At 63.0% G+C, this 23529-nt stretch carries 17 protein-coding genes; 3 read left to right on the top strand and 14 right to left on the bottom strand.

The genetic code is table 11. The features are described 5' to 3' along the window. Positions 1–50: 50 nt before the first annotated feature. The 14 genes from metH to NFU08_RS02635 all read right to left on the bottom strand — a co-directional run bounded on the left by metH (position 51) and on the right by NFU08_RS02635 (position 19038). The gene (metH, locus tag NFU08_RS02700) at positions 51–3689 is read right to left on the bottom strand and encodes a methionine synthase (RefSeq protein ID WP_251420546.1); all 3639 of its coding nucleotides are present in this window, start codon (positions 3687–3689) and stop codon (positions 51–53) included. A gap of 183 nt (positions 3690–3872) precedes the next feature. Continuing rightward, positions 3873–4625 carry a DUF2971 domain-containing protein gene (locus NFU08_RS02695; protein WP_251420539.1) on the bottom strand — a complete coding sequence of 251 codons (753 nt, stop codon included), beginning with the start codon at positions 4623–4625 and terminating at the stop codon, positions 3873–3875. 5 nt (positions 4626–4630) lie between these two features. Then, positions 4631–4846 carry a hypothetical protein gene (locus NFU08_RS02690; RefSeq protein ID WP_251420537.1) on the bottom strand — a complete coding sequence of 72 codons (216 nt, stop codon included), beginning with the start codon at positions 4844–4846 and terminating at the stop codon, positions 4631–4633. Then, positions 4847–8245 carry a DEAD/DEAH box helicase gene (locus NFU08_RS02685; RefSeq protein WP_251420535.1) on the bottom strand — a complete coding sequence of 1133 codons (3399 nt, stop codon included), beginning with the start codon at positions 8243–8245 and terminating at the stop codon, positions 4847–4849. Positions 8246–8316: 71 nt separating this feature from the next. Then, positions 8317–9153, bottom strand: a complete 837-nt coding sequence (locus tag NFU08_RS02680) for a hypothetical protein (protein WP_251420533.1) — start codon at positions 9151–9153, stop codon at positions 8317–8319. 300 nt (positions 9154–9453) lie between these two features. Then, the gene (locus tag NFU08_RS02675; protein WP_285835561.1) at positions 9454–11472 is read right to left on the bottom strand and encodes an ABC transporter ATP-binding protein; all 2019 of its coding nucleotides are present in this window, start codon (positions 11470–11472) and stop codon (positions 9454–9456) included. Next, entirely contained in the window at positions 11469–13202 is a 1734-nt protein-coding gene (locus NFU08_RS02670; protein WP_251420531.1) for an ABC transporter ATP-binding protein, read from the bottom strand. The genes NFU08_RS02675 and NFU08_RS02670 overlap by 4 nt, the downstream gene beginning before the upstream one ends. A gap of 219 nt (positions 13203–13421) precedes the next feature. Next, positions 13422–14489 (bottom strand): LLM class flavin-dependent oxidoreductase, encoded by a 1068-nt coding sequence (locus NFU08_RS02665; protein ID WP_251420529.1) that lies wholly within the window; start codon positions 14487–14489, stop codon positions 13422–13424. Further along, positions 14489–14743 (bottom strand): tautomerase family protein, encoded by a 255-nt coding sequence (locus tag NFU08_RS02660; protein ID WP_251420527.1) that lies wholly within the window; start codon positions 14741–14743, stop codon positions 14489–14491. Before NFU08_RS02660 ends, NFU08_RS02665 begins: the two co-directional genes overlap by 1 nt. A gap of 12 nt (positions 14744–14755) precedes the next feature. Beyond that, on the bottom strand, positions 14756–16237 hold the full coding sequence (locus NFU08_RS02655) for an aldehyde dehydrogenase (RefSeq protein ID WP_251420526.1): 1482 nt from the start codon (positions 16235–16237) through the stop codon (positions 14756–14758). Continuing rightward, positions 16234–16974, bottom strand: coding sequence for an alpha/beta fold hydrolase (locus NFU08_RS02650; protein WP_251420525.1), 741 nt, complete (start codon positions 16972–16974; stop codon positions 16234–16236). Before NFU08_RS02650 ends, NFU08_RS02655 begins: the two co-directional genes overlap by 4 nt. Next, on the bottom strand, positions 16971–17522 hold the full coding sequence (locus NFU08_RS02645) for an amino acid synthesis family protein (RefSeq protein WP_251420524.1): 552 nt from the start codon (positions 17520–17522) through the stop codon (positions 16971–16973). Before NFU08_RS02645 ends, NFU08_RS02650 begins: the two co-directional genes overlap by 4 nt. Next, positions 17519–18196: an amino acid synthesis family protein gene (locus tag NFU08_RS02640; RefSeq protein ID WP_251420523.1), complete on the bottom strand. Its 678-nt coding sequence runs from the start codon at positions 18194–18196 to the stop codon at positions 17519–17521. The genes NFU08_RS02645 and NFU08_RS02640 overlap by 4 nt, the downstream gene beginning before the upstream one ends. A gap of 149 nt (positions 18197–18345) precedes the next feature. Then, positions 18346–19038, bottom strand: a complete 693-nt coding sequence (locus NFU08_RS02635; protein ID WP_251420522.1) for a GntR family transcriptional regulator — start codon at positions 19036–19038, stop codon at positions 18346–18348. A gap of 118 nt (positions 19039–19156) precedes the next feature. Here NFU08_RS02635 and NFU08_RS02630 point away from each other — a divergent pair, with 118 nt between their 5' ends. The 3 genes from NFU08_RS02630 (at position 19157) to NFU08_RS02620 (ending at position 23513) form a co-directional block, all read left to right on the top strand. After that, positions 19157–20107, top strand: coding sequence for a flavin reductase (locus NFU08_RS02630; RefSeq protein ID WP_251420521.1), 951 nt, complete (start codon positions 19157–19159; stop codon positions 20105–20107). Positions 20108–20228: 121 nt separating this feature from the next. Then, positions 20229–21908 (top strand): BCCT family transporter, encoded by a 1680-nt coding sequence (locus NFU08_RS02625; RefSeq protein ID WP_251420520.1) that lies wholly within the window; start codon positions 20229–20231, stop codon positions 21906–21908. 99 nt (positions 21909–22007) lie between these two features. Further along, positions 22008–23513: an NAD-dependent succinate-semialdehyde dehydrogenase gene (locus NFU08_RS02620; RefSeq protein WP_251420519.1), complete on the top strand. Its 1506-nt coding sequence runs from the start codon at positions 22008–22010 to the stop codon at positions 23511–23513. The last annotated feature ends 16 nt before the right edge of the window (positions 23514–23529 follow it).

Below are 23529 nucleotides of genomic sequence, written 5' to 3'. Positions count from 1 at the left end.
CCGCGCCATCACATTCAGGCGCTTCACCCAGGCCAAGGACTACTCCCAACTCACACCTTGAAGTACTTCGCCTCCGGGTGGTGGAACACGAACGCGTCGGTGGACTGCTCGGGATGCAGCATCAGCTCGTCGCTCAGGACCACGCCCATCCGCTCGGGCTTCAACAGCTCGGTCACCTTGCGGCGGTCCTCCATGTCCGGGCACGCGGGGTAGCCGAGCGAGAAACGGGCACCGCGGTAGTCGAGCTTGAAATACCCTGCCGTGTCCTTCGGCTCCTCGGCCGCGAAGCCCAGTTCCTTGCGGATCCGCGCGTGCCAGAACTCCGCCAGCGCCTCGGTAAGCTGCATGACCAGGCCGTTGAGCTCGTAGTAGTCGCGGTACTGGTTGGCGGCGAACATCTTGGACGTGAACTCCTCGATCTTCGAGCCGGCGGTGACCAGCTGCACCGGCAGGACGTCCACCTGTCCGGATTCGCGGGACTTCACGAAGTCGGCCAGGCACAGGTGCCGGTCGCGGCGCTGGCGCGGGAAGTTGAAGCTCAGCCGGTCGGTGCCGATCGGACCGCCTGAACCACCGTCCGGGGCGAGGAGCCCCGCAGTGCCCAGGACGCCGTCGCGATCCTCCCCATGGTGCAGCACCACCACCTGCTCCCCTTCGGAAACCACCGGGAAGTAGCCGTAGGCGACGGACGCGTCCAGCATGCCCTCACCGAGGATGCGGTCCAGCCAGTAGCGCAGGCGCGGCCGGCCCTCGCGTTCCACCAGCTCCTCGTAGGAGGCGCCGTCCTCGCCACGGCCGGGCTTGAGCCCCCACTGGCCCATGAACGTGGCGCGCTCGTCGAGGAACGCCGAGTAGTCGTGGAGCGAGACGCCGCGGACAATGCGCGTACCCCAGAACGGAGGCGCGGGCACGGGGTTATCGGTGGCGACGTCGGACCGGCCGGGCATCGCTTCGGGCTCGGTCACCGTGAACTTCGCGCCGCCCTTGTGGATGCGCTTCTTCAAAGGCGGCAGGCCGACGTCGTCCGGCGACTCGCCGCGGGCGACGCGCACGAGCGGCTCCATGAGGGCAAGGCCCTCGAAGGCGTCCTTGGCGTACCGGACCACGCCGTCGAACTGCTCGGCCAGGTCCTGCTCCACGTAGGCGCGGGTTAGGGCGGCGCCGCCGAGGATGATGGGCCACTTCTTGGCCAGGCCACGTGACTGCAGCTCGGCGAGGTTTTCCTTCATCACCACGGTGGATTTCACCAGCAGCCCGGACATGCCGATCACGTCCGCGTTGTGTTCCTCCGCGGCGGCCATGATCTCGGCGATGCCCTGCTTGATGCCGATGTTGACCACTTTGTAGCCGTTGTTGGTGAGGATGATGTCCACCAGGTTCTTGCCGATGTCGTGCACGTCGCCGCGGACGGTGGCGATCACCATGGTGCCCTTGCCTGAGGAGTCGGACTTCTCCATGTGCGGCTCGAGCAGGGCGACGGCGTTCTTCATCACCTCGGCGGACTGCAGCACGAACGGCAGCTGCATCTCGCCGGCGCCGAAGCGCTCGCCCACCACCTTCATGCCCTCGAGCAGGTGGTCGTTGATGATGCCCAGCGGGGTCATGCCCTCGCTGCGTGCCAGGTCCAGGTCATCCTCGAGGCCCTTGCCCTCGCCGTCGATGATGCGGCGTTCCAGGCGCGCGCCCGTGGGCAGCGCGGCGAGTTCAGCGGCGCGCTGGTCCTTGAGCGCGGCGGTGTCGACGCCGGCGAACATGTCCAGCATGATGGCGAGAGGGTCGTAGGTGGTGTTGCCGTCGGCGTCGTATTCGCGGCGGTCCCAGACGAGGTCCAGGGCCACCTTGCGCTGCTCCTCCGGGAGGGAGGCGAGCGGCACGATTTTGGCGGCGTCGATGATGCCGCTGGTCAGGCCCGCCTGGACGGCCTCATGCAGGAACACGGAGTTCAGGACGATGCGCGCTGCGGGGTTCAGGCCGAAGGACACGTTGGAGACGCCGAGCGTGGTGTTTATGCCGGGGTACTTGGCGGTGATCTGGCGGATGGCCTCGATGGTTTCGATGCCGTCGCGGCGGGTCTCCTCCTGGCCGGTGGCGACGGGGAAGGTCAGGCAGTCGACGATGATGTCCTCGACGCGCATCCCCCATTCGCCCACCAGGGCGTCGACGAGGCGGGAGGCGATGGCCACCTTGCCCTCAGTGGTGCGGGCCTGGCCCTGTTCGTCGATGGTCAGGGCGATCACGGCGGTGCCGTGTTCCTTCACGAGCGGCATAATCCGCGCGAAGCGGCTGTCCGGGCCGTCGCCGTCCTCGTAGTTGACGGAGTTGACCACCGGGCGGCCGCCGATGTGTTCGAGGCCGGCCTGAAGTACGGCCGGTTCCGTGGAGTCCATGACCAGGGGGAGCGTGGAGGCCGACGCAAAACGGGAGACGATCTCCTTCATGTCGGCCACGCCGTCGCGCCCCACGTAGTCGATGCAGACGTCCAGCAAGTGCGCGCCGACGCGGATCTGCTCACGGGCGATGTCGACGCAGTCGTCCCAGCGCTCTTCGAGCATCGCCTGGCGGAACGCCTTGGAGCCGTTCGCGTTGGTGCGTTCGCCGATGGCGAGGTAGGAGGCGTCCTGGTCGAAGTTCACGTGCTGGTAGAGGGACGCGACGCCGGCCTCGCGCTCGGTGGGGACGCGGGCCGGGCCGCTGCTCGCTTTCGTCTTCTGGGTGCGGAAGGGCGCAAGGCGTTCGACGACGGCGGCCATGTGCTCCGGCGTCGTACCGCAGCAGCCGCCCACCAGGCCCAGGCCGAATTCGCGGACGAACTGCTCGTGTGCGGTGGCGAGTTCGGTGGGGGTGAGCGGGTAGTGGGCGCCGTTGGCGCCGAGGATGGGCAGGCCGGCGTTGGGCATGCAGGCGATGGCCACGGAGGACTGCTTGGAGAGGTGGCGGAGATGCTCGCTCATCTCGTCCGGTCCGGTGGCGCAGTTCAGGCCGATGGCGTCGACGCCGAGCGGTTCCAGGGCGGTGAGTGCGGCGCCGATTTCGGAGCCCATGAGCATGGTTCCGGTGGTCTCGACCGTCACCTCGACGAAGATGGGGAGCCGGATGCCGCGGGTGACGATGGCCTGCTTGCAGCCGTTGACCGCGGCTTTGGTCTGCAGGAGGTCCTGGCTCGTTTCGATGAGGAAGGCGTCCGCGCCGCCGTCGATGAGGCCCTCGGCCTGGAGGGCGAAGGTCTGCTTGAGGTAGTCATAGCTGGTGTGGCCGAGGCTGGGGAGCTTGGTGCCCGGGCCCATGGAGCCGAGGACCCAGCGCATCCGTCCGTCTGTTTCTTCCGCAGCCTCGGCGCGTTCGCGGGCGATCTTTGCGCCCTTGAGGGCGAGTTCTGTGATGCGGTGGTCGATGCCGTAGTCCGAGAGGTTGGACCAGTTGGCGCCGAAGGTGTTGGTTTCGACGGCGTCGATGCCCGTTGCGAAGTAGGCGTCGTGGATGTCCGCTAGGACATCCGGCCGTGTGTCATTGAGGATCTCGTTGCAGCCTTCGAGGCCCAGGAAGTCCTTCTCGAGTGAGAGGTCCCGGCCCTGCAGCATCGTGCCCATCGCGCCGTCGGCAATGACCACGGAGTGGTTCACGGCGTCCAGGAGCTCCTGCGAACGGGCAGGACGGGGCACGGACTCAATATCAAGCGCAAAACGAGGCATCTAAACAGGTTACGTGTGGGGGCCGGAACGTTGCGCTGTGTGTCCGTGTACTACGACGGCGGGTGGGTGGGCTGGCTCTCTGGGATCTTGATATCGCTCCGGGCACAAACGAGGAACTCGTTGGGAAAGCACTCCCGGCGGTCAAGGACATAGTTGTCATCGCAGAAGCTCGATTGGCGGAATTCAGACAATAGGATCGCTCGCCAAATCGGAGTGCCGGACACCAAAGCCGTGACCATATCTCTTGCACACCTTATGGATTAGGTCGCTTACCCAATCCGGAGCATCCGGTGCGACGTGCACTGCTTGTATCAATTTTTTTAGATCGACGGGAATGGGTATCACAGGAGGCTCGGGACCCAGCGAAATGGCGCTATGTTCCTCCGTGGGGTGCGGGATACTTCGCCCCGTCATCATGATGAGGCGGACTTCGCGTTCGTGAGCAAAACTCAATCGCTTGTGCATGAAGCGATCAAAAAAGTTGCCCTCCGGAATGAAAGTCGTTCTGTAGTCGACGTAATTAACTCGACCGCCGAAGATGCTCCGATCGGACCCAATACTTGCAACCAGACTTTTCCATGTTGTCCTGACAGCGACTCCGCGGCCCTCACGTTGGTAGATGTCCCACATGGCCGCGGATTCGACAGGAGACTCGTGCCAACAGTTGACATGAGTCGTCTTTAGCCCTGATTCGTGCATGATCGGGTACTGGCGATTCATGTCTTCAAACAACTCACCATAAAGCTGGGGGCGCATATCCACGTTGGCCTGGCTGTATGAACCCTCCCACTTATCACTCATCTGGTCTGCTCGCGCAAAATAGATTGCTTCGTCCTCTAGCAAGGAGAGGAACCGGGCAAGATCCATATAGCGCCAAAGCACGTCATCGTTTTCAGGCTGGTTAGTGAAGCTGGGGTGAAATTCTGTAACGAACACACTGGCTAGCCTATCGGCAGGCGTTGTAGCAACGGTTTATTGACGTCTTTGATTGGCAGGCCAAGTTCACTCGTCTTCTCAGGAGTGAAACCGTTGACGCCAAAATCCACAGAATCGAGCGTTTCAGTGATCTGGGCAAATGGAGGGCTTGCCAGACTCAACGCTATTAACACTTCGCCAGCAGCTCGACGTGACGACCGAGTGCTGTCAGCGGCGCTCACCTATCCTGCGGCGTCCAACGTAATCTGAATCCGGGACTCAGAACTCATCCGAACCAACACGTTCATGCCAGTTTCGACTATCGCCGCTAGGTCGGACTGGTCCTGAGCGGCAAAGGTCGCAACCAGCTTCTCGCCCGAGAAGGCCGCCAGTGCGCTCGATCCCCCTTCATGCGTTGAACGTACCTTCAGATCCATTTCAGGTTGATTTTCTGCGGCACCGCTTCGCACCACTTCCAACTCGACGGCTCCCGTTTCCAAGAGCTTGCGCAAAAGGCTTCGCCGCTTCAATCGGGTGAACTCCAATAGGTCAATGATCTCGGAACTCGTGACCTCGAATTGGTCTCTCCAGTCGCTAACAGTCATGTGGCCCAGGTGCTCTCTCAGATCGTCCTCGGTCACATCCTGCGAGAGGGGGAAGCTTTCTGCGATTGCTCGCGCCAACCTGCGAGAACGAACTCCTGATGTCATCAGTAGCAGAGCTAACCGGTCACCTACCCCGTAGCGCACATACCTTCCTAAGTCCGGGCACAAGGCTTGCGGCTTATCCTCATCGGCAAATCGGCTGTTGACCAGTTCAACGATTGCACCGATTGTCCACGCTAAATAATGTTCAAACTGCCCGGTGACGACGTCTACCATCTGCTCGATTCTCCAAGCGGGGTCAGGCACGTCTGAAAGGTAGGCATCAGCAAGGTCCGTAAGCGAATCTCCTGATAACCAGGATTTAAGTAACGCTTGAACTGATACCTCGATCGGCGACCCGCTTGTCGTTCTTCGAAAGACAATCGGAGACGCTTCCGGTAGTCGCAGCAGTGCATCAATGTCTATAAACTCCACAGCTACGCTTGGGAGTTGAATCTGCGCCAAAGTTCCAGCCAGTTCTTGCGCGTCTATCGAAGCAGCAATTCCACCAGCAATCTGATCCAAGGCCCGCGCAGAGGACACCGAAGTTCCCGTACGCGCCCACCGGCGACGTGCTGCAGGGTCCGTCCTCACGTACGCCGTCTGCACGGCATGGGCTGCTGACCTGCAGACTTCTCGGGCGAACAGTGACTGGGTTGAGGCGAGTGTGGAGTCGGCTATTTCATCCATGTCGACAAAGCTTGGGTCGGCTCCTCTGGTCTCCTCCACCGCGAGCATAAGCCAGATAAATCCCATGAAATCAGTTGCCGGCGTAGTTGCATCCGTTCGAAATAATGCGTCAGCATTTTCACGTTCTGCTCGTTCAAACTCGGCGAAAGACTCTAGCGCTTCTTCGGTGATGAGCGAAGACTTAACCTCAAGCGACAGTCCCGAGGGATTCAAATCGTGAAAATCTGCTTCTGTGGGTTCTGCCGCGCGCACGAGTACGATCCACCCTTCGGTCTCGCGGCCCGCCCTACCCGCGCGCCCCATCGCGTTAACAAGTCGTGCACCGCGCAGTCGTGCATCTTCAGGTTGTCCCTCGTAAGTCTGATCATAAATAACAACGGTCCGTACAGGCAGGTTCACGCCATCCGTCAAAGTGGAAGTGCATGCTAGGTACCGCAGGGTGTCATCTCGGACTGCGGATTCCAGGGCTTCCAGCACCTCCAAGGGAAGCCCCGCGTGGTGGAAGCCCACTCCATGTCGCAATACACTGACCAATGGATGACTTTCTCCTAGTTGGAGCACCACAAAATCAACTAGGGCGGTGAGTTTAGGATCCTCGTCAAGAACCAACGCCAGTTCTCTTGCAAGGCCTTGGGCCTGGCGTCGCGTTCCAGCCACGATCAGAACAGAACCCGCCTCCCCAAGCTCAACGATCATCTCGGCCGCTATCGTGGCGTTCTTGGTAGATCTGGTGCTGTCCTTCGGCAGCCCTCCTTCCGAGCTACGACCTGTTTTCGATTTGCGTACTAATGCCCATCCTGTCGGTCCATCTGTACCCAACACGGAAGTTCGCCCGTCCCCCAATCTAAGTCGGATTTCGCCAGACAACTCTGTCCGCAGTCGGTACGGCCACGTCCTTCCGCTAATTGTCTCCACTGTCGTGCGGTCCCAGTGGGCTCGAGTTGTAAAGGCAGCGTGAAGTCTTCGGGGCCCCCGCCACTCGGACTCATGCTGCAGGGCTGGGCCGTTGGAACTTAACCACTGCGCAATTGCTCCCACATTTCCCATCGCAGCCGAGACAAGCACAATTCTGTGTGATGACTGGCCTGTGAAGTGATCGAGCAAGGCAATCGCGGACTCGATCGCAAAACCACGACCTCGTTCCTTCAGCAGCTGAGCTTCATCAAAGATGAACAGCCCAAAGCGTGAAAGCACTCCCAACGCGTCATGGCGCAGCAAGTGAAGCAATCTCTCCGGCGTCATAACTTCGGCTCCAGAAGGGTAGTCCGCGTCTGCGAAAATTGCTTCGACCGAGGGGAAGTCAGCTTGTTCAGCTTCTACTTCCTTCTGCAGCACCCGAAGCCTAGCGGAGAGCGCATGGCGGACCTCCCGGCCCAGGCTCCGGGTGGGGGCCACATAGCAGACGCTGTCGTTAGAACGGGTCAAATGTTCCACAGCGAGGATCTGCGCAAGCAGCGTCTTTCCTCCACTTGTAGGGACAGCAAGCACAGAACGTCGAACCAAGGGGTCGAACGGACTGAGCGCCCCGGTCAGAAGTTCCCGCTGAGGCTCCCACAATGTCATAACTGAGGGTGACCCCACTGTGAAAGCCTGCCTGGCGATACGTGGAACATATGGCGGCAATATTGAGTGGTTCCATAGAGAACCCGGCTCCGCCTCACGCGCGAAGGAAAGCAGGTGGGCGCCAACCCACCGAGCATTTATGTCCTCTAGGGCAGCATTTCTCGAGGAAGCCATAGCTAGACGCCCCATGCCTGAATCCAAGCGATCCAGATCCCCGTGGGCGAAGTAAACAAGTAAGTCCTCGGCACCGAGAACAACTTGTTCAGCAGCCCCAAATGCCGTCATGGCGAGATCTGGTAGGTCCGACGCATTTGCAAGATTCCTCAGCTGACGACGCCATCGGGAGAACCAGCCGAAGAGCGAACGTGCCTCGAAACCGAGAAAGGCGATTCCAGCTTCCAATGAGATGGAGCCGAGGTGGTCTTCTATTGGTTCATCGACGATGATGTCCGCCCGTACACGTTTTAAGATGGCTGTAGCATTCGGGTCACGCCCTCCCCTGCGGTACCCGATAGCCGCGCCGAAAGCGATAGACAAACGCTGTTGTCTCGTCCACACTGGCTCCTCCAGCGCGAGATCAAAAATATGGGCGCTGACGAGAAAAGCTTGCCGCTGACGTGCCAAACTGTAGCGCTCGCGCGCTGAATCCACGGATGCAACACCATGGAGGTACCAAGCGGTATCAAGTAAAGATTCAGGGATCTCTGGCCGACGGAGGAATAATTGAACTTCGACATCAGCCATTATTTTTTGCAGCTCGTCAGCTGTCGGAAGGCCCGAACGCCCATCGAGAGCTTCTGATAAAAGGTCGATGCTTAGAGCCCGCTCCACACTATTTCCCTAACTCGCTCAGCAAACTTTGGATAATCAGGCAAGGCAACGACTATCGCTTCGGTTTGTCCGGGATTTGCAAGCTCCGGAAATTCACCAATAATCGATTTGAATGGCGTTGCCCTCTTTGGAGCGTGGTGCGCCGATGTTCCAATTGAAATACCTATGCCACACCGCTCGCCGCGGTCAAACCAGAGCTCAAGCATCGAGGCATAGAAGTAACCAAGTTGCCCTCCCTGATGTATCGTTTCGGGGCCGGCCAACTTCGCCAAATACTCTGCTCCGCGACTTGAAAGCTGCCTGGCTGCACGGCCCACTGTAGGCGCAACGCCGATTTTTTTCGTTTCGTGTTTCTTTATCTCCCAAAGTCGAAACACATGTTCGCCGTCGGTGTCGTATATGACCAAACCGTCACCGCCGGGCTCGAGCGGGTCAGGCTTGACCGAATGCGCATGGACCAACCTTCTGCCATCCGGCAGTGACGTACGCTCCCTCATGATGCGGTTCCAGAGTAGTTCAGCAACTAAGCCCTGCAAGTGATCGCTGTTGGCTGGCTTCTCGGGAGGACCGAACCCGATACACGCGTACGTCTTTATGGCTTGTTGTTTGGCGCCGGTCGCTGCGACTCCGCCATCTCTGCGTACTCTCCACATGTTTACAAGGTCCGGAGCGCCGCACCGTACAAGCATCGCCTCTTCGGCGAGCAATTGGGCAACTTCCTCTATCTGCCCGGCATTTAGTCCCATTCCGCCGACAACATATTGCACTTTGGAGGTTTTTGCCCCTGGCGAGAGACCTAACAACGATGCGAAATCACTCATTTGGCCGGCCATATCCTGGTCCTGTCCTGTCCTCGTTCATAACCAAAATCGAATATGGCCAATATCCCACTTTCAGCTTCCCACTGATGGAAGTAAGGCCAGGGCAGCGGTGAACGGCATGGGCCGCCTCAAAGCGCCAAACGAGTTCACCGTATCCAATTTTGATGGCCAGCATTACCTCGGTCCATACACGGCGCGCCGCGTCTTGGTCGAAACGCCCCGACCGTCATTACTGCGACTGCGTGACTGGCGCTAACGGGAGTATCGGTTCAGGAGTTCTCGAGTTGGGTTAGCTATCCCTCAAACCTCCGCCACCGGAGCCACGAACTGCGCCTCATACAGCCGCGCGTACGCCCCGCCGGCGGCCAGCAAGGAAGCGTGTGTTCCCTGCTCCACGATCTGGCCGGCCTCCATCACCAGGATGAGGTCGGCGTCGCGGATGGTGGACAGGCGGTGCGCGATCACAAAGGAAGTCCGGTCGGAACGCAGCGCGCTCATAGCCTTCTGCACCAACACCTCGGTCCGGGTATCCACCGAAGAAGTCGCCTCGTCCAGGATCAGCACCGACGGCCGGGCCAAGAACGCCCGAGCAATCGTCAGCAGCTGCTTCTCCCCCGCCGATACGTTAGACCCCTCGTCCTCAAGCACGGTGTCGTACCCGTCTGGCAGCGACCGCACGAACCGGTCCACATACGTCGCCCGCGCCGCCTCCAAGATCTCCTCCGAAGAAGCAGTAGGCCGCCCGTACGCAATGTTGTCCCGGATGGTCCCGCCGAACAGCCACGTATCCTGCAGCACCATCCCCAGCCGCGAGCGCAGCTCGCGCCTGGGCACCGAGGTGACGTCCACGCCGTCGAGCGTTATCCGCCCGGCGTCCAGTTCGTAGAACCGCATCATCAGGTTCACTAGCGTGGTCTTCCCCGCCCCCGTAGGCCCCACAATCGCCACCGTCTGCCCCGGCTCCGCCACCAGGGACAACGAGGAAATCAGCGGCTTGTCCGGCGAATACGAGAACGACACATCCTCGAACACCAGCCGCCCCTGCCCGAACACCGGCCCGGCAGAAGGGGCAGGCTCCTCCGATTCCTCAGATTCATCCAGCAGCTCGAACACCCGCTCCGCCGACGCCACCCCGGACTGCAGCACGTTCGCCATGGACCCCAGCTGCGCCAACGGCATGGTGAACTGCCGCGAGTACTGGATGAACGCCTGCACGTCGCCCAGCTGCATCGCCCCGGACGCCACCTGCAACCCGCCCACCACTGCGATCCCCACGTACACCAGGTTCCCGATGAACGTCATGGCCGGCATGATCAGCCCGGAAATGAACTGCGCCCCGAAGCTCGCCTCATACAGCTCCGCGTTCTTCTGCCGGAACCGCTCCTCCACCTCGCGCTGCCGGCCGAACACCTTCACCAGCGCATGGCCGGTGTACGTCTCCTCGATCTGCCCATTTAACTCGCCTGTGTTCTTCCACTGCGCCACAAACAGCTTCTGCGAGCGCTTGGCAATCAGCGCCGTGATCCCCAGCGTCAGCGGAATGGTCACCAGGGCGATCAGCGCCAGCGTGGGCGAGAGGATCACCATCATCACCAGCACGCCCAGCACCGTCAGCACGGACGTGACCACCTGGCTGATGGTCTGCTGCAGGCTCTGCGAGATGTTGTCCACGTCGTTGGTCACCCGACTCAGCAGCTCACCGCGCTGGATCGAGTCGAAATACCGCAGCGGCAGCCGGTGGATCTTCGCTTCGATCTCCCCGCGCAGCCCGAACACCGTCCGCTGCACCACCCCGTTCAGCACGTACGCCTGCACCCACATAAACGCCGAGGACAGCACATACAGCACCAGCGCCCACGTCAGCACGTTCCCCAGCGCGGCGAAGTCGATCCCCTGACCCGGCACCAGGTCCATGGCGCTGAGCATGTCCGCGCGCTGCCCCTCGCCGGACGCCCGCAGCTGCGCGATCTGCTGCTCCTTGCTCACCCCGGCGGGCAGCTCCCGGGACACCACCCCGGCGAAGATCAGGTTGGTGCCCTCCCCCAGCAGCCGCGGCCCGATCACCGAGAGCGCCACCCCGGCCACCGCCGTCACGAACACCAGCAGCAGCCACGCCCGTTCCGGCCGCAGCTTCCCCAGCAGACGTTTGGCGGACGGCCAGAAGTTCATCGCCTTCTCCGCCGGGACGTTCATGCCCGCGAACGGCCCGCCGCGCCCAGGTCCGCCCACCGGACGGGGAATGCGTACGACGCCGGCGCCTCCGGTTGCGGAGGCGGGCGCGGCTTTGGCGCCGGGTCCGGGAGAGGGCTGCCGGCTCATACCGTTTCCTCCGCCGCCAGCTGGGAGCTCACGATCTCGCGGTACGTCTCGGAGGTCTCCAGCAGCTCACTGTGCGTTCCGCGCCCCACGATCCTGCCGTCGTCGAGCACTAGGATCTGGTCCGCGTCCACGATGCTGGAGACGCGCTGGGCGATGATCACCAGCGTGGCGCCGGCGGTGCTGCGCTTGAGGGCCTGACGGAGGCGGGCGTCGGTGCCGGTGTCCAGCGAGGAGAACGAATCGTCGAAGATGTACAGCTCGGGCCGTTTCACCAGTGCCCGGGCGATGGCCAGCCGCTGCCGCTGCCCGCCGGAGACGTTGGTGCCGCCCTGGCTGATGGGCGCGTCCAGTCCTTCGTCCATCCGCTCCACGAAGTCCTTGGCCTGGGCGATTTCGAGGGCGGTCCAGAGCTCGTCCTCGGTGGCGTCCGGCTTGCCGTAGAGCAGGTTACTGCGCACGGTGCCGCTGAACAGGTAGGGCCGCTGCGGGACCAGGCCGATGTGCCCCCAGAGCAGGTCCGGGTGCAGCTCGCGCACGTCCACGCCGTCCATCCGTACAGAGCCGCTGGTGGCGTCGAACAGCCGGGGCATGAGGTTCACCAGGGTGGTCTTGCCGGAGCCGGTGCTGCCGATGATCGCCGTCGTCTGCCCTGCCCTGGCGGTGAAGCTAATGCCGGAGAGGACGGGCTGGTCGGCACCCGGGTAGGCGAATCCGACGTCGCGCATTTCCAGCTCCCCGCGGCGGACCTCGCTGCTCAGGGGATTCTTGGGCGGCCGGACGCTGGATTCGGTGCGCAGCACCTCGCCGATCCGGTCAGCGGAGACGGCGGCGCGCGGGATCATCACGGCCATGAACGTGGCCATCATGACGGACATCAGGATCTGGATCAGGTAGCTCAGGAACGCGATGAGCGTCCCCACCTGCATGGAGCCGTCCTGGATGCGGAACGAGCCGAACCAGATCACGGCCACGCTGGAGACGTTCAGCACCAGCATCACCACCGGGAACGCGAGCGCCATGAGGCGTCCGGCGCGGAGGGCGGTGTCCGTGACGTCCTCGTTGGCCTGGGCGAAGCGGCGGGTCTCGATGTCCTCGCGGACGAACGCGCGGACCACGCGGATGCCGGTGAGCTGCTCGCGGAGGACCCGGTTCACGGTGTCGATCCGCTTCTGCATCTTGCGGAACAGCGGAACCATCCGGGCGGTGAGCAGGCCGACGGCGACCAGCAGCACCGGGACGGCGACGGCGATCAGCCAGGACAGCTGCACGTCCTGCCTGATGGCCATGATTACCCCGCCGATGCTGAGCATGGGCGCGGTGACCAGCATGGTGGCGGACATAAGCACCAGCTGCTGGACCTGCTGGACGTCGTTGGTGGACCTGGTGATGAGGCTGGGTGCGCCGAACCTGGTGACTTCCTGCTCGGAGAACTCCCCCACGCGTTTGAAGATCGCGCCGCGGAGGTCCCGGCCCACGCCCATGGCCGCCTTCGCCGCGAAGTACACCGCGATCACCGCGCACACGATCTGCAGCAGCGTGATCGCCAGCATCACCCCGCCGAGGCTCAGGATGTAGCCGATGTTCGCTTTGGCCACGCCCTCGTCGATGATGTCCGCGTTGAGGGTGGGCAGGTACAGGGACGCGATGGACTGCGCCAGCTGGAAAATGACGACGGCGAGCAGCAGCGTGCGGTGCGGCCGCAGGTATTCAACAAGCAGCTTCCAGAGCATGGGCGGCTCCTGACACATTGTCCACAAGAGGTGGTGCGAAGGTCAGTTTACGTCCGGAGGCTGGGAGGTGGGCCGTGCTTGGGCAGGAGAAGTTGAACGGGTTCTCGAGCAGAAGGATGCCTTCGGTACTCGGGGATTGAATCACCGCGACGAAGACGACGGCGGGACATCCCGCCGTCGTCTTCGTCGCTCACAGGGCCGCTTGCCGTCAAAGAGTCGCTAGTGCGCCGCGGTGGCAGGCTGTTCCTGGAAGGCGGGCACGACATGCTCGATGAAGAGCTCGAGTGACCGCTTCTTCTCCTCGTGGGTGAGGCTGTTGTCGGACCAGACGCTGAATTCAGTGACACCGAGTTCCTCGTAGCGGCGGATCCGCTTGATCACCTCGTCCGGCGTCCCGATCATGGCCGTCTGGTGGAGGGATTCCGGCGTGAACTCCGGGCGCTCAGCGAACTTCTCCTCAGGGCTCGGCTCAAGGAAACCGTTTTTGGGAGTGGTCTTGTTGCCGAACCAGGCATCGAAGGTCCGGTAGAACTTCTGGATGCCCTCCGCCGGGCGACGCCATCCCTCGGGCTCGTCTTCCGGGTGGACGTGCGTATGGCGGAGAACCATGAGGTCCGGTCGGGTAACGCCGGGATTGTTCTCGACGGCGGTGTCGAACTTGCGTGCCAGGTCCTCGACCTCCTCGTCGCCCTTCATCAGCGGAGTGACCATGACGTTGCAGCCGTTGGCCACGGCGAACTCGTGCGAGGAGATGTCGCGGGCGGCGATCCACATGGGTGGGGTGGGCTTCTGGACGGGTTTGGGGACACTGGTGGAGGTCGGGAACTGCCATACCTCGCCGTCGTGTGCGTAGTCGCCTTCCCAGAGCTTGCGCACTGCCGGGACGAGCTCGCGCAGGTGCTTGCCCCCGTCCACTGCGGACATGCCGCCCATGAGCCGGTCAAACTCGAACTGGTACGCGCCGCGGGCGAGTCCCACTTCCATCCGGCCGTTGCTGATGACGTCCAGCAGCGCGCACTCGCCGGCCACCCGGAGCGGGTTCCAGAACGGGGCGATGATGGTGCCTGCGCCGAGCCGGATTTTGGACGTGCGTGCTGCCAGGTAGGCGAGCTGGGGCATGGGGCTGGGGGAAATGGTGTACTCCATGGAATGGTGCTCACCGATCCACACAGTGCTGAATCCGCCGGCTTCAGCGATGAGCGTGAGTTCCGTCAGGTTCTCGAACAATTCCTGGTGCGAGACGGTTTCGTCCCAGCGTTCCATGTGGACGAAGAGGGAAAAGCGCATTAGTAACTCCTTTGTTCTGCGGCGGCGTTCAGCGGTGCCTCGTTGAGTGCAGCTTCCTGGGTGGCGGCATTGCGTTCGGCGATGGTCTGGTTGCCGCGGGACCAGTGTTCGTGCTCGATCTCGCGGATTATGACGGTGGTGTTCTCGGGCACGGCACCCACAGAGGTTTCAGCGGCGCGGTGCAGCTCCGCGATGAGCGAGCGGAGCTGTTCCGGGGTCCGGCCCCGGGCGATGGATACTTCGATGAGAGGCATTTAGTGGCTCCTTTAGCTGCGGAGGACGAAGGGATCGGATACGGGTCCTTCGTCGGTGTTGATCCAGACGCTCTTGAGCCGGGTGTACTCGTGCATGGACTCCAGCCCGTGCTCGATGCCCACTCCCGAGTTCTTGAAACCCTGCCGTGGTGACATCGGGGACATGGCGCGATAGGTGTTGACCCACACCGTGCCGGCCTCCAGGCGTCGTGCCATCCGGTGGGCGCGGGCGAGGTTCTGGGTCCAGACACCGGCGGCGAGGCCGTACTCGGTATCGTTGGCCAGGCCTACCACCTCGTCCTCCGAGTCGAAGGGCATGATCGCGGCGACGGGGCCGAAGATCTCCTCCCGGACAACGCGCATGGAGTTATCGACGTCGGTCAGGACAGTCGGCGCGAAGAAGAATCCCGGAAGGTCGATCTCCGGCCTGCGGCCCCCTGTCCGGACCGTTGCACCCTCGCTGATGCCAAGGTCGACGTAGGAGCTGACCTTGTCCAGCTGTGCACCGAAGGCAAGGGGTCCGAGCTCAGTCGTGGCCAGGAGCGGGTCACCGATGATGATCGATGCTGCCCTCTCTGCAACCCGCTCAACGAGTTCGTCATAAACGCTGCGGTGCGCGAAAACGCGGCTTCCCGCGATGCAGGTCTGCCCTGCTGCGGCGAATATCCCTGCGATGACCCCCATGGCGGCGTTCGAAACGTCGGCGTCTTCGAACACGATGTTGGGGCTCTTGCCGCCCAGTTCAAGGGTGGAGCCGATGAAGCGTGACGCGGTCTCCGCGGCGATGCGGGCTCCGGTCTGCGTGGATCCCGTGAAGGAAATCTTCGCCAGGTCCGGGTGGCTTACCAGCGCAGCACCGGCCTCCTGGCCGAAGCCGGTGACGACGTTCACCACGCCGTCGGGGAATCCTGCCTGTGAGGCCAGTTCAGCGACGCGGAGGATGGTCCGCGACGTGTACTCGCTGGGCTTGATGACCACGGTGTTGCCGGCCGCAAGGGCGGGGGCGAGCTTGGAGGTGGTCAGCGTCAGCGGAGAGTTCCATGGTGTGATGGCCCCGACCACGCCAAGCGGTTCGCGCTGGGTGTAGTTGAGCATCGTAAGCGAATTGGTGGGGATCTGGCTGCCCTGGACCTTGTCCGCGAGCCCGGCGTAGTAATACAGGTACTCCGGCAGGTTGGCGAGCTGGCCGCGCATCTCGCGCAGCAGCTTGCCGTTGTCCAGGGTTTCAAGCTCGGCGAGCTCCTCGGCGTGCTCGCCAATGAGGTCGCCGAGGCGGCGCAGAAGGTGGCCGCGCTTCGTTGCCGAGAGGTCGTGCCACAGCGGCGACTGGAACGCGGTCTTCGCCGCCGCCACGGCCCGTCGCACGTCCTCTTCGCTTCCCCGGGCCGCTTCGTAGAGCACATCCAGGGTGGCGGGGTTGGTGCTGGGGAAGTATTCCCCGCCGGCGGGAGCAGACCAGGCACCCCCGATGAAGTGGTCGAGTCGAACAGTCATGCGCGTTCTCCTTCGGAATCTTTTATGAACTCGTTGATGGCCCGGGCCAGGACGTCAGCGTCCTGGACGGGGAGCATGTGCCGGGCACCCGGGACGACGACGGCCCTCGCACCGGGGATTGCCGCGGCGAGCCGCCTGGTCATCTCCGGCGTCGACCCCGGGTCGTGCTCGCCGGTGATGGCCAGCACCGGCATCTCGATGCGGCTGAGCTCGTTGCCGATCACCCCGTCCCCAAAGGCGAAGACGCGGTAGGCGTGGACAAAGGACTGCACGTCATTTGCCTCGAGCGTCCGGCGGGTCGCGTCCACGACGCTTTGCGGGACAGCCGTACCTGAGTACCAGCGGTTGATCGAAGCCTCAACCGTTGCCGGGAAGTCCGTTTCGGCAGAGGCCAGCCGGGCGCTGACCGCATTGCGCTCGGCCTCGGTGCGTTGGCACACCGAGCTCACGCAGGTGAGGGTCTTGACCCGGCCGGGATGGAACCTCGCGATGTACTGCGCAACCAGCGCACCCAGTGAGAAGCCCACGAGGTGGGATCGTTCGGGGAGGCGCGTCAGCACGTCGTCGGCCATTTCCTGAAGCGTGACAGGTTCCGACAGCGGGGGCTGCTGCCCGTGCCCGGGGAGGTCGATGGCTATGGACTCACGCCCGAGGGCATCCTGGACGGGCGCCCACATGGTGGCATCGAGGCCCACCCCGTGCAGGAGGGCAACAGGCGTTTCCTGGGTTCCGGTCATTGCTCTGTGGAGAGGGGCGCCAGGCGCTGCTGGGGCCGGCCCTGGGCGGAGGCCGCGAGGGCAATGAGGATTTCACCGGGGTGGGGAGCGTCGGCGATCCTTACCTCGACGGTCTGGTGGTGGGAGCGGATGGTCGCGTCCGTGATGTGCTTCATCGGGATGTCGAACACCGTACCGGCGGGCGCGCGTTTCTCGACGGCGGGCAGCAGGGTGGTTGCGGAAGCGGCCTTGCGGTAGTGGTCACCGAATTTCAGCGTGTGGATAAGCGCGGAGCCGTGCTCCACTTCCCCTTCGATGCCCACAATGGCTGCCTTGCCGTAGGCCTCGACGGGGGCGCCGAGCGCCTCGATGACCTTGGGAGTGAGGAGGGCGCCGAGGTCTGAAGCTGTCGCATCGATCCCGTGGCTGAGGTCCTCGACGAAGCCTTGGCCAGCCCACGGGTTTTCCACGACGGCGATGGCGACGGCGACGCGGGCACCTGGCGTAACTGGACGCCCGCCCTCGGTCAGGATTTCTTCGGACAAAGTAACGATCTTGCGGATATTCACGGCAGGATTCCCTCCAGTATTTCAGCGGTTACGGGGCGGTCGGTTGTTCGGTCGCCAATGCGGGGATGCGGACGCGACCCCGTGGACGCAGCGGCGATCACGACGATTTCATCCGGGTGGGGCGCATCGCTCAGGCTCAGCGTCAGGGTTTGGTAGTGGCTGCGGGTGGACGCGGCCTCTTTGTGCCACATGGGCACGGCGATGGAAGTTCCTGGTTCCGCGCGGTCGTCCGAGAAGGACAGGATGGACGTGCCTTCGAGGAACTCGCGGACAAGATTGCCGAAGAACGGTGTGTGGATCAGGGCCGCGGCGTGCTCAACCTCACCGTTCAGCCCAACAACGGCCGACTTTCCGAACGCCTCAATTTCGACGGCACCGCCCAGTGCTGCGGTGAGGCGATCGGTGAGGACCTTCGCGAGCACCGGAGCAATCCGTTCTGTCTCGGGTGCCAGATCGTTCGAGACCGGGGAACCTGCCCAGGGGTTGCGCACAATGGCTGCTGCGGCGGCCCGGGTCACGCTGGTGGGCAGGGAACCCTGGCCGTCGCGGAGCAGTTCCTCCGTGAGAACGGTAATCTTCCGGACACCGACTTGCCGGGCGAGCTCTTCCATGAGGTGCGCCTGGTCAAGATCCGTTCCGCCGGCGGTAAGGGAAGTCAGGGCTGTATCAGACACAGTTCAGGCCCTTCCGTCGGAAGCCAATTGCAGTCAGGGAGCACACAGTGCACATCCTTTCGGTTTCTCCGCCCCTAAGGGCGGTTCGCTGGTATGGCGGCGATGCCAGGCTGGCCACCCGTTCACGACGGATGGAACCAGCAAAAATTTCAGTTTCCGGCCACTTCGGGAACTTCGATACGTGCCGCGGCAAGGCTTGAGGCATTAACGTGGCCGCGCATCGCAAGTTCGGCGCCGGTGGGATCCTTGTCCAGGATCGCTTCGAGGACCGACTGATGCTCACGGATGGAGGCCCGCATCCTGGCAGGACGCTCAACGGTTTCCAGGACGATCCGGTGGTAGGCAAGCTGGTTCATGAGGCGTCCGTAGTGTTCACGAAGCTTTGAATTATCGGATCCGTTCACGATGGTCCAGTGGAACTCGTGGACCAGTTCGGCATACTTGGCGCTGTCGCCGCGGCGTTCGGCGCCCTCTGACGCCTCGATGTTGCGTTTTAGCCGTTCCAGTTCCGGCACCGGACCACGCCGGGCCAGCAGGCTCGCTGCCAGCCCCTCAAGGCTTTCCTTCAGCTGGAACAGCTCGACAATTTCGCGGCGGGTGGGTATCCGTACAAACGTGCCAACCTTCGGCCGTATCTCAACCAGGCCCTCATTTTCCAACTGCTTGAGCGCCTCCCTGACGGGCGTCCTGCTCACGTCGAACTCTTCAGCCAGGAACAGCTCGGGAAGAGGAGCGCCGGGAGGGTATTCGCCACTGAGGACGAGCTTGCGCAGCTTGTCCAGAAGGCTTCCTTGAGTCCCGTTCGCCTGTTCTTGGGTTTTTGCCTGAAGAGTCTCTTGCATGCATCAAACCTACGTTGCATACAAGGTGGACGTCAATAAGTTTTCCTAATTCCGCGCTATCAAGCCAATTTTGCAGAGAGGTGTTGACGTAGATCACACTTGGATTTACGGTTGTGGCATGCAACAGACAATCAACCACACCTTGACCGCAGCTTGGACCGCCGCCTGGGACGAGGGTGACGTCGGTGCTTTCGACGCGATCGTCACCGCCGACTACCAGCGTGAGAGCGCCGGCACGAAAAAGATCACAGGCCTGAAGGAGCTCCAGCAGGAAATCCTTGAAATCCGGGCGGCATTCCCGGACCTCACCACACGCATCGACAAGGTCATCGCAGACGGCGACGATGTAGCAATCTTTTGGACAACCACCGGCACCTTCACGCATCCGCTTGGTGGAGTTCCGCCCACAGGACGCGTGGTGGAGACCCGCGGATCAAACGCCCTCACGCTGCGCGATGGCCGCATCGCTTACGAACGGGTCACTTGGGACGCGGCCGAACTCCTGGCCGATCTGGGCGTTCCGTCCCTCCACTCGGCATTCGAGGACGAAACGGCGAATGTGGTGGTGGATGAATTGACTGGAAACCTTCCGCTGGACGTCATGAAGGGTTTCAACCGGCAGTTCATTACCGGTGTCACCGTTGTGACCACCGTCGACGTAGACGGCAAACCCCGCGGCCTTGCGGCCAACTCCTATGCTTCGATTTCGCTGGACCCGCCGCTTGTTCTCGTCTGTGTCCAGAAGACATCGTCCACCTACCCGGCCCTGTTCCAGTCGGAACACTTCGGGATCAATATCCTCAGCAACGAACAGCACGACACTGTACGGACGTTTGCGTCAAAGACTCCGGACAAATTTGCCAACCTGGACTGGCACGCAGGCCCTCACGGTGTGCCGCTGATTGACGGCTCGGCCGCATCCCTCGAGGCCGAGATCAAGGAACGCTTCCAGGCGAAGACCCACACAATCTTCGTGGGCCGGGTACGGCACGCCGAGGTCGCCGACGTGGACCCCATGATCTACAAGGCAGGACATTTCTTTGACGGCGCACGCCTCGAGGAACTCTGAACGCAGCATCGAGCGGTTGCCCGGATCTGCCGACCCCACGGACTGGTCCGGGCGCCAACTTCCTCCACTTGGAGGCCTCCCCAACCCAAACCTATGCAGTCCACTGCAACCTGGAGCACTCATGACCCACATCAAAACTGCCGAGGACCTGATGGATGAAACATCTCCCGGCATGGGCGAGAACAGCAAGGCATCGCACTCCCCCGCTGCCATTCAGCAGGCAACCGAAACCCCGATGGCCAAAGCCGACCGCCTCCGGCACAGGCCCGGGGCAGTCTTCTGGACATCCGTTGGCCTGATCGGCGCGTTCACTGCGTGGGCATCACTGGCCCCCGAGAACCTGAGCGCCGTAATGACCGCGGCCATGAACTGGGTCGCCGAAAGCGTCGGTTGGAGCTACCTGCTTGTGACCCTCGGCTGCATCGGTCTCCTCATCTACATCGGCATCAGCAGGTTCGGAACCATCCGCCTCGGTGCCGACGACGCAAAGCCCGACTTCAGCACCTGGTCCTGGCTTGCAATGATCCTCTCTGCAGTCATGGGTATCGGCCTGATCAGCTATGGCGTCGCAGAGCCCATCTCGCACTTTGCCTCACCGCCGCACGGTCTGGCCGAGGCCGGCACCATGGAAGCCGCGGTCCGGGCCATGCAGTTCTCCTACTTCGACTGGGGCCCCCACGCCTGGGCCGTGTTTGGCGTCTTCGGCCTCGCCATCGCCTACTCCACCCACCGCCGGAACAACGCGGGCCTGGTCTCGCCGATGCTGCGGCCGGTCTTCGGCAAACTGGTGGACGGCTGGTTCGGCAAGATGATCGACATCTTCGCCATCATCGCCACCCTCTTCGGAACCACCACGTCCCTGGGGCTCGGTGCCTCGCAGATCGGCGAGGGAGTGGACCGGGTGTTCGGTATCCCCTCCAGCCTTGTGGGCCAGATCCTGATCATCGCCGTCATCACGGTGATATTCACGCTCTCCGCGCTCTCCGGCGTGCATCGCGGTATCAAGTACCTCAGCCAGGGCACCATGGTCCTCTCTGCCGGCCTGGCCCTCTTCGTGCTGTTAACCGGCCCTACCAACTTCATCTCCAACCTGTTCTTCCGCTCCCTCGGCGAATACCTCAGCGGCTTCTTCGCCGTGAGCCTTCTGACGCCGAGCACCCCTGAAGACGTCCAGTGGATGCAGTGGTGGACCTACTTCATGATGGCCTGGTGGCTGAGCTGGGGCGCCTTCGTTGGGGTGTTCCTCGCCAAGATCTCCCGGGGACGTACGGTGCGCCAGTTCATCGCAGGCGTCATGATTGTTCCGAGCGTCGTGTTCTTCGCCTGGTTCACCATCTTCGGCGGCTCGGCAATCAGGTTCGACATGGATAACGGCGGCCAGATCGGTGCCGCGGCGCTGGAGGACGTCAACTCAGCATTCTTCGCCACCCTCGCCGAGCTCCCGCTGTCCGGCATCACATCGGTGGTGGCCATCTTCCTGGTGGTGATGTACTTCGTCTCCGGCGCTGACGCAAACACCTTCGTCCTCAGCATGATGTCCTCCCGCGGAACCCTTAAGCCCACAAAGCCAGTACTGACCACCTGGGGTCTCCTCACCGGCCTGTGCGCCGTCGTTCTCCTGATCGTGGGAGGCCTGGGCGCGCTCCAGCAGGCGGCCATGCTGTCGGCCCTGCCGTTCACCGTGATCGTGGCGCTCCTCGGTTACGGCCTGGTGGTGGAGCTGAGGAAAGACCCCCAGTTTGAGGGCACCCGCGCGCTGACGCAGCGCGATCTCAGCCGCATCCTCAAGCGTGAGGATTAAGCACCACTGACAGACAAGTGACGGCGGCGGGAGCACCCCGCCGCCGTCACCGCGTTAACTTCCTGCCCTTGAAACTGTTTCTTCAAAGGAGACCTTCGAATGACCATTTCCCCCGTAGTGCCTTCTGCCATTTTCTCCGAGCGTGAGGCTGAGCTCCTCGCCTCCGTTCCCACCGGCCTGCTGATTGGCGGGCAGTGGCGGGATGCGTCCGACGGCGGCACGTTTGAGGTGCACGATCCCGCCACCGGGGAGGTGCTCGCCACCCTCGCCTCGGCCACCAGCGACGACGCGGTGGCCGCGCTGGACGCCGCCGACGCCGCCCAGGCGTCCTGGGCACGGACCGCACCCCGGGTGCGTGCGGAGATCCTCCGCCGCGCCTTCGACCTCGTGACCGAACGGGCCGAGGACTTCGCCCTGCTGATGACCCTGGAAATGGGCAAACCGCTGGCCGAAGCCCGCGGCGAAGTCACCTACGGCGCCGAGTTCCTGCGCTGGTTCTCCGAAGAAACCGTCCGCGACTACGGCCGCTACCTCACCACCCCCGAGGGCAAGAACAAGATCCTGGTCCAGCACAAACCCGTCGGCCCCTGCCTGCTCATCACCCCCTGGAACTTCCCCCTCGCCATGGCCACCCGCAAGGTCGCCCCCGCCGTCGCCGCCGGCTGCACCATGGTCCTCAAACCCGCCAAACTCACCCCGCTCACAGCCCAGTACTTCGCCCAGACCATGCTCGACGCCGGCCTCCCCGCCGGAGTCCTCAACGTCGTCTCCTCCTCATCCGCCTCCAGGATCTCCGGGCCGCTGCTGAAGGACTCACGCCTGCGGAAAATCTCCTTCACCGGCTCCACCCCGGTCGGCAAAAGGCTCATGGCCGACGCCGCGCACAACGTCCTCCGCACCTCCATGGAACTCGGCGGCAACGCCCCCTTCATCGTGTTTGAAGACGCCGACCTCGACAAAGCAGTCGACGGGGCCATGGCGGCCAAGATGCGGAACATGGGCGAAGCCTGCACCGCCGCCAACCGCTTCCTCGTCCACGAATCCATCGCCCAGGAATTCACCGCAAAGTTCGCCGCCGCCATGGGCGTCCTGGCCACCGGCCGCGGCACCGACCCCAAAACCCAGGTCGGCCCCCTCATCGACGCCGGAGCAAGGGACGACGTCCACGCCCTGGTCACCGCCGCCGTCGACGCCGGAGCAGTTGCCGTCACCGGCGGCGCACCCGCGGACGGGCCCGGCTACTTCTACCCGCCCACCGTCCTGGCAAACGTGCCCAACGACGCCGCGATCCTCGGCCAGGAAATCTTCGGACCCGTCGCCCCCGTCACCACGTTCAGCACCGAAGACGAGGCCATTAAACTGGCCAACGCCAGCGAATACGGCCTCGCGTCCTACCTCTACAGCCGCGACTTCAACCGGCTCCTGCGCGTGGCAGAACAGATCGAATTCGGTATGGTCGGCTTCAACGCCGGCGTCATCTCCAACGCCGCCGCCCCCTTCGGCGGCGTCAAGCACTCCGGCCTCGGCCGCGAAGGCGGCACCGAAGGCATCGCCGAATACACCACCACCCAATACATCGGCATCGCCGACCCCTACGCGGACTAGGGAGGAACACAACGCC

It is taken from the genome of Pseudarthrobacter sp. NCCP-2145 (genome assembly GCF_023708005.1).
Classification (GTDB): domain Bacteria; phylum Actinomycetota; class Actinomycetes; order Actinomycetales; family Micrococcaceae; genus Arthrobacter; species Arthrobacter oxydans.
The sequence above is the reverse complement of the archived record's forward strand: the minus strand, read 5'-3'. Positions and strand labels throughout refer to the sequence as shown.